Below are 12,860 nucleotides of genomic sequence, written 5' to 3' on the forward strand. Positions count from 1 at the left end.
AAATGAGATTAGCCATGATTCCGCCGCCGTAACCGATCAGATTTCCTCCGATATCACGAAAAAGCGATGAAAAATCGTGCTCTCCTGATGTCGGCCAGTTCGGAAAAATCGTTTTGCAATTGGCTCATATGGCCTCGTCGTGGTTTGCGCCCTTGTCGCCGCATGACACGAGTCACAAAAAATAGCATTGCCGCTTGGCGTGCCGGTGATATGAGGATGGTTGCCTGCCTTGTTACACTGTTCCCGTATTTGTAAGTTTATGTATTAAGAATGGAATTCCCATGAAGCCGGGATATAGTGCAGCCATGCCCCAGCGCTTGCGTGATCATCCCGATCTCGGTTGAGGCCAAAGGAAACGCTATGTTGAATACTAAATTTGCTGGTGCGGTGGTTCTGGCCGCAGCGGCCATCTCCTCCACAGCAATGGCTAGCGACCGTGGCGTCAATACGGCAATCGGCGCCGTCGCCGGCGCAGCCCTCGGCAACAGCACCGGATCGCGCAACGGCGCCCTGGTCGGCGGCGTGCTCGGTGCGGTGGTCGGCAATTCGATCAGCACCCGTGAGCGCGACAACAACCGCGGCTACTACGACAACCGTTACGACAACCGTTACGACAACCGTTACGACAATCGCTACGAAACCCGGTACGAAGAGCGCCGTTATGAGCGCCCGTACCGTGAACCGGCACCGGTGTATGTCGAATCGCGCAGCTATTACCAGCCAGCCCCGGTGTATTACGCACCGCCTCCACGCTACTACGGCCCACCGGCGGTCGTGTATGTCGAACGTGGTCGCGGACATCACCACGGTTACGGACGCGGTCGCGGATACGGCTACGGGTACGCCCGTTAATCAAGCGTCGCTTTCCCAGGTTTGCCCGGGCACGAGACTCTCGTGCCCTTTTTCGTTAACGCCCCCGCTTTCCCCTCCCCCTCCACTATGGCCTGTTGACGGCACTTGCCGGCGCCTCTTGGGGAAAGCATGGAAACAGCGGACGCGATCATCGCACTTGGCGCGGGCCGGTACCGCCTGTGCGGGCAGCTGGGCGGCTCCGCCTACGGCGTGGTGTGGCGCGCCACGGGGGCGGCCGGCGCCGTGGCGCTCAAGCTGGTCAACCGTACACAGATGGCGCGTGCCCATCCCCTGCAGCAGGAACGCTGGATCGCCAGCGCCCGCAACGAAATCGCCTTCCTGCGCTCGCTCGCGCCCTGGGACGAGCGCCATGTGGTGCGCCTGCTCGACAGCGGCGAACACGATGGCTTGCCCGTCATGGCGCTTGAACTGCTCGACACCGACCTTGGCCGCCATATCGCCATCGAACGCGATGCCGGGCGCCCGATCCCAAAGACCCAGCTGCTCGACTGGCTCGGGCAGATCAACCAGGCGCTGGCCAAGGTCCACCAGTATGGCTGGTCGTACCTGGACCTGAAACCGGCCAATGTGCTGCTCTCGCGCCGGCACGGCAGCGTCAAGCTGGCCGATTTCGGCACCAGCCGCCCGCTGGCCGATGGCCACGCCAGCGCGTACGCCGGCACGGCCAGCTGGCAGGCCCCGGAACAGTTTTTCCCGGACGCCAGCGGCTACCACACCGACGCCCGCACCGATTACTTTGCCCTCGGCGCGCTGTTCTACTATCTGGTCACCGGTGGCTTGCCGCTGCGCTTTTGCAGCGGGTGCGGCCAGGCCTTTCGCGAGCACCGCGGCGACGGCGCCGCCATGCTGCTGGCACGCCACGGCAATCGCCCTCCGCCCACGCTGCACGAGGATGAAGCGGCGCATTTCGCAGGGGCCTTCGGCGCCCAGGCCGACGCCGGCACCTGGCGTCCGGACGGCGCCGCGCACGATGGCGGCGCGGACGAAGCGCTGCTCCTGCTGCGCGCCCTGCTCCATGCCGACCGCGCGCAGCGCCCGTGCCACGCCATGCAGATCAGCCGCATGCTCGGCGCCATCCGCGCCGCCCTGCCGGCGAGCGAGCGGCCATGAGGCACTGCGCGGACCGCTCGCCCGGCTTCATCCTCACCGCCGCCCTGCTCGCGGTACTGTGCCTGTTGCAGCTGGTGTGCCTGTGGCGCGCGCCGCCGGCCTGGTCGCCCGAGCGTATTTCGGTGCTGCTGCGGCCCGGCGAGTCGCTCACCCTGGGCAGCGCCGAACTGGCCGCGCCGCAAGCCGACAACGCCCATCTGGCCCTGCACCGCGCCGCCGACGGCCGCTGGTGGGCCAGCAACGTCAGCGCCGGCAAACAGGTGCTGCTGCAGCGCGACGGCGTCGACCGCCGCATGGGCGCGAGTACACTGCGCGCCGGCCAAACGTTGCGCATTGGCGCGGCGCGCTTCGATGTGGCAGACGCCAACGCGCGCCAGCTCGCTTTCGCCGGTCCCGGCGCCCAGTGGCGCTACGACGGCGCCACCCTGTACCGCAACGACAGCGCGCAGCCGGCCTGCCCCGACACCGGCGTCGCCGCGCGCACCATCGCGCTGTGGAACCGCGCCATGCCGCAGGCGCTGACGGTGGCCCGTCCGCTGACCTTTGGCGGCAATCTGTATTGCGGTAACCGGCTTGGCATCGCCTATGTGGAAGGCGCCAGCGCCACCATCGCACGCACCAAAGATGGCCTGCTGCTCGCGGGCGCCGCCGACCGCGCGCCGCTCATGATCTCGTCAAGCGCCGGCCAGGTCGACCTGGCGCGCCGTGCGGAACCGCTGGCCGGCGTGCAAACGCTGGTCGCGGGCCGCACCCGCCTGGGTGTGCGGATCGACGATGGCGTGCTGCACCTGCTGCCGCAACGCCATGTGGCGCTGTACGCCGACGCCGACGCGCTGTTGCCGGCGCAAGTGACGTGGCAGTGGAAAAGGCGCGGCCTGTGGACGCTGCCGGCCGGGCGGGCCTGGTCGGTCGCGCTGGGCCTGTGCCTGTTGCTGGCGGTGGCGGCGGCCATCCAATGGCAGCGCGGCGCCTGGCCTTTTACGCGCGCTACAAGCGAGGCGGTGCGCGCGGCGGCGGCAGGCAGCGCGCTGCTGGTCATCGCCGGCGTGGCCGCGCTGCTGTCGCAGCGATCGGGCAGCGCGCCGGGGGTCGGCTGGTCGATGCTGCTGGCCTGGGCCGCGCTGTGGGGCTGCCTGCTGCTGCCGGCGCGCCTGACCCTGGCCAGCGCAGCCGGCGTGCTGCTGCTGGCGGTCGGCCTGCTGGCGCAGCTCGAACTCGGTTTCGGCGGCGCCGAATCGGCCGCGCTGCGCCACTTCCAGAAATCGGTGGCGCTGCTGGCGATCGGCCTTGGCATCGGCGCGCACCTGCGCCTTCGGGCATGGGCCGCCGCCCCGGCCATGCCGCAAGCCACCCTCGAATGGGTGCTCGCCCTGTTTGCGCTGGCGGCGCTGGGCGCGCTCCTGATGCAGGTCGTCTTCGGCGACGAAACCGGCGTGTTCGACTTGCAGCCGGTCGAATTTGCCAAGCTGGCCTTGACCGCGCTGAGCGCGCACTGCCTCGCCATCGGCCTTGGCTGGCACGCGGACATGCCGGAGCAGTCGAGTCGCGCGCGGCGGTCGCTGCGCCTGGCCGCGCCGGTGCTGCTGTTCGCCGCCCTGCTCGGCCTTGCCCTGGTCCAGGTGGACGATTATTCGCCCCTGATCCTGTTACTGGTGTGGTGCCTGGCGATGGCCCTGGCCTGGTCGCTCGCCACCCGCACCCACGCCGCCACCGCCGCCCTGTTCGGCGTGGCTTGCGTGGCCGTCGGCGGCGTCGCCTGGCTGCGCGGCGCCGGCGTGGCCGAGGTGGCGCAATGGGGCTTTTACGCCGACCGCTTCCTGGTGTGGCTCGACCCGGCCCAGCATCCGCATACCGGCCAGCAGTTGCTGCTGGCCGCGCGCGCCATCGCCGAAGGCGCGTGGTGGGGCGCCGACAGCCGGCTTGGCCTGGGCGCCTTGGGCCAGGTCGGCGGCAGCGCATTGCATATCCCGGCGGTGCAGGACGACTTTGCGCCCTCCTTCTTTTTGAACCGCCACGGCTTGCTGGGCGCACTGGCGCTGTGGGCCTTGCAGGCGCTGTTTTTGGTCGGCCTGCTGCAAACGGCGGCGCGCGCGTTTGGCGCCAGCGAGCAGGCGCGCGACTTCCGCCAGGCCTGGCTGTGGCGCTTCCGCTGCTTCGCCCTGTGCGGCGGCGCGGCTTTTGTGCTGGGCCACTTTTTGCTGTCGTGGGGGACCAATTTGGCGATCTTCCCGATCATGGGCCAGCCCATGAGTTTTCTGTCGGCCGGCGGCAGCCATCTGCTGTTTTTCATCTGCCCCCTGCTAACGTTCAGTGCAATCAGTGCGCAATCATTCGAGGAGAATCAAGCATGCCGGTCTACGTCCAACATGAAGTCCTGGGCAAGGTGAACGATGTGTTCAACGCCGAAACCCTGTGGCAGGCGCCCGGCCTGGCCTTGTTCTCGCGCCGCCCGCTGCTGCGCGACCTGCTGGAACGCTCCCCGCGCGAGCACCGGGGCCGCGCTCCCACGCGCTGCTTCTCGCACATCACCCTGATGCTGGCGCAGGACGAAGTCGACGACGACCGCCACCTGACGCGCGGCGCCCGCGTGCGCGACCTGGCGCAGTCGCTCACGGCCCTGCACCAGAAAGACTTTGGCGACCTGCTCGGCAGTGACGACGTGCGCTACGACGTGGTCGGCACCGATGCGCTCGAACCCGGCCAGGTGGAAGTCAAGTTCGGCCACGCGGTCTACCTGCCGGCCGCTGGCGAGCAGCCCTTGTATACAGTGGAGACCTCGCGCGACAGCGCCATCTGGCAGGCGGTGTGCCCGATCTATCCGCAACAGCGCCTGGCCCTGATCGGCCACGACGCCGACCTGGCCAGCCACGCGGTACCAAGCTGGCCGTTCGGCACCGTCGGCGCCATTTTGCTCATTAACGATGGTCCCGACGCCCCGATCGAGGTGCAGGTGCGGCCCAAGGGCGCGTTCGACTGCGTGCTCGATGCGCTCAGCGGCCAGTACGTCGTCAGCGCCAAGGGCGACCCGGCCGCGCGCCTGCTGATGCGGGTGCGGCGCGCCGGGTCGGCCCCGGTCCCTGCTCCGTCAGCCAAGCCGGCCGCCGTGTGGAAGCCGCGCGCTCCCGCCGGCATCGACAGCGGCGACACCGCGGTGCCCTTCAGCCACCGCCCGGCCGCCGCCCCGCCCGAAAGCGACGCCACCTACGCCCCGCTGGCGCGGCAAGGTGTCAGCCTGGTCGGCCTGGCGTTGCCCTGCCTGTCGCGCTACCGCGACACCGGCGCGGTGTCGATGGAGATCGGGCTGGCCCCGTCCCTGCTGCTGGCAAGCGATGGCGAAGCGGCGGCCCTGACCTTCGGCGTGAATGCGGACGACCAGTTGTACGCGCTCACCAGCGCCGGGCGCCAGCCGATTGCGGCGCCAGCCACCTTTACGCCGGTCGACGCGCGCACGGTCGAACTGCTGGCGGTCGCACCGGCGATGGCCGAGCGCTACTGCGCCGTGCTGCGCCTGCCGCACCCGATCGCCGCGCCGGTCGCCGGCGGTGCGCGCTTTGCCTTCGGGCGCAGCGCGCCCATGCTGGCCGCGCTGCGCGTGCTCGATTCGCCGCGCTTCCTGCACCTGGTGAGCGGGGCAGACAGCGCCAGCGCCGACCGCATCGGCCTCTCGCGCAGCGCCTTCAGCTTCGAGGCGGGGCCGAACGGGTACCTGATCGGGCGCTTGTCCGCCACCCAGGCCCTGTATCACCTCGACGACAAGCTCGCTTTCGTGGCCAGCATCGGCGAAGCGGGCGTCGAGCAACCGTACCAGCTGCCCGCCGGTCACCATCTGGTGGCGGGCCACTACGTGCTGCGTTTCGACGCGTAAGGACAGTGCCATGCCAAGCGCGAACTGCCTCACCGTGCTCGCCTACGCGGCCGGCCTGATCGTCACCCTGGTGCTGGCGGCGTGGCTCACGCCCGCGCGCTGGTGGCGCCGGCCGAACCTGCGCGCGGCGGGCATCCTGGCGGCCGGCACCTGGGGGCTGGGCGCCCTGCTGCTGTCGCTGCTGCCCGCAAGCGGCCCGGTCGTGGCCGCCGCCGCGCCGCCCTCGCCCTCCCATGCGGGCGTCAGCTACACCGTCTTCGACGACCTGAACCTGCGCGCGGACAAAGGCATCGGCGCGCCGCGCATCGCGGTGGCGCCGGCGGGAACGGTGGTGACCACGACCGGCCTGCGCGACGGCGACTGGTGGCAGGTCAGCGCGCGCATCGATGGCAGGCAGGTGCGCGGCTGGTCGAGCAGCCTGTGGCTGCGGCGCGCCGAGGAAGCGCGACGCTGATCCTGTCAGCCCGGCCGCTTCATCGGGTTGAAGTACAAGCCATTCACGCATTGCATCGGCGCGGTGCGCTCGAAACCCATCGCTTCATAGACCGGCAGCGCGTAGTTGGAGGCGTTGACGGTAAAGCTGCCATCGCCGCCGGCCACAATCGCCTCGCGCCGCGCCACGTCCCACAAGGCGCGCGCGATGCCGCGTCCATGGAATTGTTTGGCAACGAACATGTGATACAGGTGCTGGCGCTCGCGCACCGCAATAAAGCCGGCCAGTTCGCCATCGATCTCGGCGATGTGATAGGAATGCCCGAGTCGCAAAAAAACGTGAAAACCTTCTTCGTCATTATCACGCAGGAAGGTGGCCGCCGCTTCAGGCGACGATTCGTGGACGATGAATTCGATGGCGAGCGCGCGGAACAGGGCGGCGACAGCCGGGACATCGCTGTGCTCGATAGGACGGATATGCATTGTCGGTATGGGACGGTTGACAGAACGCTCATTGTGCACGTTTGGCCGCGAATGTGCAGGTCATTTGCGCCCGTATGTTGACGCACGGCACGAACGCGCTTTAGACTGGAACGATCATGCCTAAACCGAGCCTGTCCCTACCGCTGCCGGCGCCGTCGCTGCGGCCCAAGGTGCCCTTGTCCAAGCCGCTGCGCCACGCGCGCTACCGGCAACTGTGGATCGCCAACCTGATATCGAACCTCGGTACCTGGACCCAGACCTTCGCCTCGGCCTGGCTGATTACGCTTGTGGCAAGTTCGGCCTCCAGCGCCAGCCTGGTGCAGACCGCCAGCTATATCCCCATCTTTTTGTTCGCCCTGTTCGCCGGGGTGATCGCGGACGCCGTCGACCGGCCCAAATTTTTGTTCTTCTGTAACCTGTTCATGGCCCTGTGCGCCTGCGTCATGGCGGCATTGGCCATCAGCGGGCGCATTTCGACTGCGCCCGTGCTGGCGTTGACATTCTGCATGGGCACCGGCGCGGCCTTCATGTGGCCGGCCTGGCAAGCGTCGATGTCGGGCCTGGTCGAGCCGGACGAGGTCGAAGCGGCCGCCACCCTGAACAACCTGAGCTACAACGTGGCGGCCATCCTCGGGCCGGCCCTCGGCGGACTGCTGTTCAACTGGGTCGGGGCCGGCGCGCTGTTCCTGGTCAATGCGCTGTCCTTTGTGGGCTTGCTGACAGTGTATTGGTCGTGGTGGCGCGATGGCCTACCCGAGGTGCGCCCCAGGGTCGATTTTGCAAGCAGCCTCAAGCTCGGGGTGCGCACCGCGCTCGGCTGCGCCCGCTACCGGCACATCCTGCTCAATGTGTGTACGGTGTTTTTCTCGACGATTGCGTTCGCGGCCTTGCTGCCGGTGTTCGTCAAGCAAGTGCTGCATAGGGATTCGGGTGTGTTCGGCATCCTGATGGGCAGCCTGGGCGCGGGCGCGGTGTGCGGGGCCTTCGTGCTGCCGTCGCTGCGTTGTCGTATCGGCAAGACACGCCTGTTGAGCGCGTCCTTGCTGGTGTATGGTGCCATGCTGTGCCTGTTGCCCTTCATCCGCTCGCTGGCCGTGCTGGTGCCGCTCATCGTGGCGGCCGGCATGGCCTGGTCGGCCACGGTGTCGACCCTGAATGCGGCGGCGCAGCTGGCTTTTCCGGCAAGCATACGCGCGCGCACCCTGTCGATCTACCTGTTCGTCATGGCCGGCGGCTACACCCTGGGCAGCATGGCCTGGGGCGCGCTGGCCGACAAGCTCGGCGTGCAGGCGGCGCTGGCCGCCGCCGGCGCCTGCGTGATCGTCAACGCCATCGCACTGGCGACCGGAAAGCGGGAAACCGCCATCTGATCGTCGCTTTGGCACGGCACCTTTTCCGATAAGCTGTCAGGATTGCCAACCATTCCGGCCACGCCCGATGACAACAGCAGCTCCCAGCCTCGATTTTGGCCCCTATCTCGACGTGTCGGTGCAGTCCCGCGCCGGCGCCGACGCGCCGCAGCACCTCGAGAACCAGGATAATTACCTGGTCATCGACAGCGCCGGCAGCGCGGTGTTCCTGTACGAGCAAGCCGCGCAGCGCCAGCAGGTGGCCGGCTGGCCGGGCGGCCACATGCGCGTGGCGGTGCTCGACGGCATGGGCGGCCACGGACGCGGACGCGAGGCGGCCGAAGCGGTCGTCGGCGGCTTGCTGGACATGCCGGCCTGCCACACCCTGGGCGAACTGTCGGCCCGGCTCGACCTGCTGCATGCGCAGTTGCAGGAAGAGTTCGGCTGCGATCCGGTTACCGGCAAGCGCCCCGGCACCACCCTGACCATGCTCGAACTGCGCTCCGGCAAGCCGGCGCTGCTGTACCACGTAGGCGATTCGCGCTTGTACGAAATTATCGATACGCAAGTTACCCCGATGACCATCGACCACGTTCCCGCTACCGCCTTCGCGATGGGCGGCTTGCTGGGCGAGCACGAGTGGTGGCAGCAGGTGCATGGCGAACACCGCTGCCAGATCTCGCAAGCCTTCATCCTCGGCAATGCGTTTGCCAATCCGGCCGAGCTGGCCGATGGTTTGTATGAGCTCTCGCCACGCAACCTGCCCTCGTATTTGTACCACCTGCCGGACCGGCGCGCGCTGGAACTCGATCCGCACGCGGTGTACCTGCTGGCCAGCGACGGTTTCTGGGCGTGCGCCGACCCGGGCGCCTGGCTGGCGCGCTGGCCGGCCCTGTTCAAGGCGCAGCCGGACGCGCGCGCCATGACCGACGCGCTGTTTGCCGAAATGAGCAGCAATCCGCCACCCGAGCTGCACATCGACAACCTGACCGCCATCGTGCTGCGGCCCTTGGTCCACGATGATACGGCGGCGCCGATAGCAAGCGAACAACTTTGCGGAGAAGATCCTTGATGAGCCGACAAGATGTTGTTTCAAAACACAAATATTGTTGTTAGGCACGAACGTTTGGCGTGCCACACTTCAAGAAAAGCGCGTATTCTTTGATACTCACGAACGGCGAATATTGCTATGAAAAAATGCAACAACCCCTTGCATCCGCATTGCACCTTCTGGGTCATGCCAGGGGAAATTGCATGCGCGAATGGCCATGGCCAGGCCGCAAGCGCCGTACCGGCCGCGGCTGCGGAGACGCCCGCGCCCGTGACCGCCCCAGCCAATTCCAGCTATGAGTTGATCAGCGCCCTGCGCAGCGCGCGCCCGAGCGCCAAGCCGGACGCGGCGCCGCTCGCGTATCCGGACCAGGCGCTGCCGGCGCTGCAGCGTCCGCACCTGCACATCAGCGGCTTCGACCCGCGCGCCGCCGGCGGACGCCAGGCCATCAAGGTCGAGCTGCGCGGCATGCCGCCCGACAGCGCGCCACTGGTCACCATGCAATTGCAGTCGGCCCTGATTGCGCAGGGCAACGCACGCCACGCGTTCGTGCGCACCCTGCGCGGCGACTGGCGCCCGCTGTTCATCGAATTTTCCTCGCGCGACAAGGAACACGGGCAATACCGGATCGAGGTCGAGCTGTTCAACCTGCATGATGGCCGCATCCGCCATAAATGGGTGTGTACCCTGGTGATCCTGGTGCCGCGTCCCGACGCCACCCTGACCGAAATCCACCAGACCTTCCTGTCGACCCACAAAAACGTGCGTGTCATGGCGGACGACGCCTCCATCGCCCGGGTCAACGCCCAGAGCGGCGGTGGCCGGCTCGATATCGACGTGCATGCGCGCAACGCCTCGATCGCCCATGTGAACCTGGACGCCAAGCAGGGCAAGGTCGACATGGGCTTTTCGACCATTGCCTGGGACGAAGACCTGATCGAAATCGACGTGCCGGCGCATGCCGAGCCACATCCGCACCCGACCGCCTGCGCCTGCCTGGTCAATGCGGCGCCCGAGCCCGGTGCGCAACGCCAGGTGCGCCTGTTTGCCATGCCGGAGTGCGTGCTGGGCCGTTTTGAACTGTACGATCCGGACGCCGACGTGCTGCTGACCCATTTTGGCGACGACGGCCAGGACCGCGACGGCCTGACCCGCCGCCTGTCGGGACGTCACGCGGTGATCCGGCGCGGCATGAACGGTTTCGAGATCGAAGATGTGTCGCGCTATGGGATTTTGCTCGACGGCGTGTGGCCGGGCAAGAACAAGCCGGTGCCGCTGCGACTGGGCATGCGCATCGAGCTGTCGGCCAGCATCAAGGGGATTGTGGTGCTCAGTGTGACGGCGGTGATGCCGCACGGGGTGATCGTGCATCGCATCGACCAGGGCGCGCATGCCGAGTGTTTTTACTTTCTGGAGCCGGGCAAGCATCCGGGCTTCCCGGTGGCGCCGTTCGGCGCGGCGCCGAGGGCGGCGGTGATGCCGGTTCTTTATCACCAGAATGGCGGTTTCTGGCACCTGGACCCGGCCACCGGCAAGGAAACCGCGCTCAGTCCGGGCGCGCCACTGGACCGGCTGACGCAGTTTGCGCGCCATACGCGCTTTGCCAGCGAGTCGTATCCGGAATGCTGGATCGTGCGTACCGCGTTGAAATCGACGCATGCGGCGGCGGAGATGCATACGGCTTGAGCGACAGCTAACCGCGATACTTCACCGCGTCAACAAAGGCCGAAAAGGCCGGCGCAGCCTGGCGCCGGTGCGGGAAATACAAGTGAAAGCCCTGGAAATACGGACACCAGTCGGCCAGCACCTCCCTGAGCCGCCCATCGGCCAGCCAGGGCGCGGCGAGCGCTTCGGGAACAGACGCCAGGCCGATGCCATCGACCGCGCTGTTGAGCGTGTGGACGATGCTGTTGTAGACCAGCTGCCCGTCGCACTTGACGGAAAATACCTTCCCATCCTTCTCGAACTCCCACGCATAGATCGCGCCCGACGGCCTGTGGCGTACGTTGACGCACGCGTGATTGGTAGCTCGTGGGGCGTCGCCGGCGCCCCGCAACGGTCGAAATAGGCCTGTGACCCCACCACGGCGAGGCGCCAGTCGGGGCTGATGCGCACCGCAATCATGTTTTTGCTGATCGCTTCGCCCAGGCGGATGCCGGCGTCGAAGCGCTCCTCGACAATATTGGTGAATTCGTAATCGACAAAGAGCTCCAGTGTGATGTCCGGATAGTTTTCCAGGAACGGCGCAAGCATCGGCCTCAGATACAGATCGATCGCATCATCGCCACAGGTGATCCGGTTCGTTCCGGCGGGTTTTTCGCGTCACTCCCCCAGCGCGTCCACCTCGGCGGCCTAAGCAAGCGGAACTGTCACGTTGTCGTCAAGCAATGACGACCCTGATCAGCGTACATCTGCCTGTCAGACTGCCCCTCGCAAAAATGACGGCCTAACATAAGTGCTCAACAGCAAACAAGCGAATTCGTCAACATGCGGCGCGCTTGAGCACTCACAAGGTTAACCAGATAGCTATCAAGTATCATAAATTTTTACTTTACCAATAAGCGTGGAGGTAATGTTAATGAGCAACCTATCAAATTTTGCAAAAAAACTTTGCGCCGCAGGAACACTGTGCATTGCACTAACGCCAGCGCAAGCCGCTGGGAGTGATCCCCCAAAGGACATTTCAAAGATGCTGCAAGGCATGTCCGAAACAATCACATCGGTAAAGCTTGTCGTCGTGAATCCTGTGCCGACGTTTCCTTCTCGGCTGACCGAATCCGAAATGCACCGGATCGGGTGTTCGTTTGAAGCCAAGCGAAAAGATGACATTGCTTCGCTGCTGGACATCATCGGGCGCGGCCAGATCATCGAGATGGTGCCTTACTTTAATGGCGGCAGAGACGGTATAGGCCCACGTCTTGGCGTCTATTTTTATAGGGACAGTGCAATAGTAGCCAAGCTTATTTTCAACGTGCTATCACCTGCTGAACGCCAAGAATATGGATGGTTCGGCGATGACGTTAGCATCCGCGCAATGAACTCATCCTTCGCTATCGACTTGCGCAAATGGGCGGAAGACCATGAATCCCTCGGGACAAACTACTGTGACCTATTTAGAAAGGTGGCCCCTAACTGAAGACATTTCGTACCTCCCATTAACTGTCCCAGATTAGATCCAGACGTGCCCGCCGACACCAATCATCTGGAACACGCCCTGCGCGTCATTCCAATGGGCCGGAAGAACTGGAATTTCTGCTGGACGGAAATTGGCGCCGAGTACGTCGGCGTGATCCAGTCCCTGGTCGTCACTTGCCGTTTGCACGACATCGATCCGTATGACTACCTCGTTGATGTGCTCCAGCCTATCAGCGGGCATCCCGCTTCCAAGGTCGAGCAGCTCACCCCGCGACTGGGGAAACAGCATTGCGCCGACAATCCGCTACGCTCGGACCTGCACAAATTTAACGGCTGATCTACAACACCGTTCAGCTACCGCTTACGGCTGTCAGTGGAATGCGCTCAACGCCACCGGCATCTGTTCGAGCAGTTCAGCGCATCGACGATTTCAAGAGTAAGCGCTCCATAAACCCCAGACTTGCTGGCTAATCCGAATTTCCGCATTCTTGCTACTTCGATTTGATACCGGAGCAAGCATGGAAAACACGACCGTTTTTTGGGAGAAGCACGTTGCCGCGAT

At 65.7% G+C, this 12,860-nt stretch carries 11 protein-coding genes and 2 pseudogenes; 10 read left to right on the forward strand and 3 right to left on the reverse strand.

The genetic code is table 11. From position 1 onward, the window contains the following. The first annotated feature begins 423 nt into the window (after positions 1-423). From F1735_RS30485 to F1735_RS30505, 5 genes are all read left to right on the forward strand, one after another. Positions 424-852 carry a glycine zipper domain-containing protein gene (locus F1735_RS30485; RefSeq protein ID WP_229506042.1) on the forward strand — a complete coding sequence of 143 codons (429 nt, stop codon included), beginning with the start codon at positions 424-426 and terminating at the stop codon, positions 850-852. 129 nt (positions 853-981) lie between these two features. Continuing rightward, positions 982-1,983 (forward strand): serine/threonine-protein kinase, encoded by a 1,002-nt coding sequence (locus tag F1735_RS30490; protein ID WP_167240421.1) that lies wholly within the window; start codon positions 982-984, stop codon positions 1,981-1,983. Beyond that, entirely contained in the window at positions 1,980-4,370 is a 2,391-nt protein-coding gene (locus F1735_RS30495) for an FtsW/RodA/SpoVE family cell cycle protein (protein WP_167240422.1), read from the forward strand. Before F1735_RS30490 ends, F1735_RS30495 begins: the two co-directional genes overlap by 4 nt. Continuing rightward, positions 4,331-5,848, forward strand: a complete 1,518-nt coding sequence (locus F1735_RS30500) for a hypothetical protein (protein WP_167240423.1) — start codon at positions 4,331-4,333, stop codon at positions 5,846-5,848. Before F1735_RS30495 ends, F1735_RS30500 begins: the two co-directional genes overlap by 40 nt. Positions 5,849-5,858: 10 nt before the next feature. Further along, positions 5,859-6,302: an SH3 domain-containing protein gene (locus tag F1735_RS30505; RefSeq protein ID WP_167240424.1), complete on the forward strand. Its 444-nt coding sequence runs from the start codon at positions 5,859-5,861 to the stop codon at positions 6,300-6,302. A 5-nt stretch (positions 6,303-6,307) separates the two neighbouring features. On the opposite strand, the gene F1735_RS30510 is transcribed toward F1735_RS30505, so the two are convergent. Then, on the reverse strand, positions 6,308-6,763 hold the full coding sequence (locus F1735_RS30510; RefSeq protein ID WP_167240425.1) for a GNAT family N-acetyltransferase: 456 nt from the start codon (positions 6,761-6,763) through the stop codon (positions 6,308-6,310). Positions 6,764-6,879: 116 nt separating this feature from the next. Here F1735_RS30510 and F1735_RS30515 point away from each other — a divergent pair, with 116 nt between their 5' ends. From F1735_RS30515 to F1735_RS30525, 3 genes are all read left to right on the forward strand, one after another. After that, positions 6,880-8,133, forward strand: coding sequence for an MFS transporter (locus F1735_RS30515; RefSeq protein WP_167240426.1), 1,254 nt, complete (start codon positions 6,880-6,882; stop codon positions 8,131-8,133). Positions 8,134-8,200: 67 nt separating this feature from the next. Then, the gene (locus F1735_RS30520; RefSeq protein ID WP_167240427.1) at positions 8,201-9,184 is read left to right on the forward strand and encodes a PP2C family protein-serine/threonine phosphatase; all 984 of its coding nucleotides are present in this window, start codon (positions 8,201-8,203) and stop codon (positions 9,182-9,184) included. A gap of 165 nt (positions 9,185-9,349) precedes the next feature. After that, complete coding sequence (locus F1735_RS30525; protein WP_167240429.1) at positions 9,350-10,849, forward strand: FHA domain-containing protein; 1,500 nt, start codon at positions 9,350-9,352, stop codon at positions 10,847-10,849. Between the two features lie 7 nt (positions 10,850-10,856). Here the strand turns inward: F1735_RS30525 and F1735_RS37595 are convergent, their stop codons facing one another. Both F1735_RS37595 and F1735_RS37600 read right to left on the reverse strand, forming a co-directional pair. Next, the gene (locus F1735_RS37595; protein ID WP_267876713.1) at positions 10,857-11,219 is read right to left on the reverse strand and encodes a LysR substrate-binding domain-containing protein; all 363 of its coding nucleotides are present in this window, start codon (positions 11,217-11,219) and stop codon (positions 10,857-10,859) included. Between the two features lie 29 nt (positions 11,220-11,248). Beyond that, positions 11,249-11,458 (reverse strand): annotated as a pseudogene (locus F1735_RS37600) (LysR family transcriptional regulator); the annotation flags it as partial. A 283-nt stretch (positions 11,459-11,741) separates the two neighbouring features. On the opposite strand from F1735_RS37600, the gene F1735_RS30535 reads away from it, so the two are divergent. Next, positions 11,742-12,299 (forward strand): hypothetical protein, encoded by a 558-nt coding sequence (locus F1735_RS30535; RefSeq protein WP_167240428.1) that lies wholly within the window; start codon positions 11,742-11,744, stop codon positions 12,297-12,299. 36 nt (positions 12,300-12,335) lie between these two features. Then, positions 12,336-12,635 (forward strand): annotated as a pseudogene (locus tag F1735_RS30540) (transposase domain-containing protein); the annotation flags it as partial. Positions 12,636-12,860: the final 225 nt, after the last annotated feature.

Origin of the sequence: Massilia genomosp. 1 (assembly GCF_011682185.1) — a bacterium.
In the GTDB taxonomy this organism is placed as follows: domain Bacteria; phylum Pseudomonadota; class Gammaproteobacteria; order Burkholderiales; family Burkholderiaceae_D; genus Telluria_A; species Telluria_A rubra.

Bases quoted from the DNA above. Each gene is read 5' to 3' on its own strand.
- F1735_RS30485 (WP_229506042.1), top strand. From the start codon at position 424: ATGGCTAGCGACCGTGGCGTCAATACGGCAATCGGCGCCGTCGCCGGC.
- F1735_RS30490 (WP_167240421.1), top strand. From the start codon at position 982: ATGGAAACAGCGGACGCGATCATCGCACTTGGCGCGGGCCGGTACCGC.
- F1735_RS30495 (WP_167240422.1), top strand. From the start codon at position 1,980: ATGAGGCACTGCGCGGACCGCTCGCCCGGCTTCATCCTCACCGCCGCC.
- F1735_RS30500 (WP_167240423.1), top strand. From the start codon at position 4,331: ATGCCGGTCTACGTCCAACATGAAGTCCTGGGCAAGGTGAACGATGTG.
- F1735_RS30505 (WP_167240424.1), top strand. From the start codon at position 5,859: ATGCCAAGCGCGAACTGCCTCACCGTGCTCGCCTACGCGGCCGGCCTG.
- F1735_RS30510 (WP_167240425.1), bottom strand. From the start codon at position 6,763: ATGCATATCCGTCCTATCGAGCACAGCGATGTCCCGGCTGTCGCCGCC.
- F1735_RS30515 (WP_167240426.1), top strand. From the start codon at position 6,880: ATGCCTAAACCGAGCCTGTCCCTACCGCTGCCGGCGCCGTCGCTGCGG.
- F1735_RS30520 (WP_167240427.1), top strand. From the start codon at position 8,201: ATGACAACAGCAGCTCCCAGCCTCGATTTTGGCCCCTATCTCGACGTG.
- F1735_RS30525 (WP_167240429.1), top strand. From the start codon at position 9,350: ATGCCAGGGGAAATTGCATGCGCGAATGGCCATGGCCAGGCCGCAAGC.
- F1735_RS30535 (WP_167240428.1), top strand. From the start codon at position 11,742: ATGAGCAACCTATCAAATTTTGCAAAAAAACTTTGCGCCGCAGGAACA.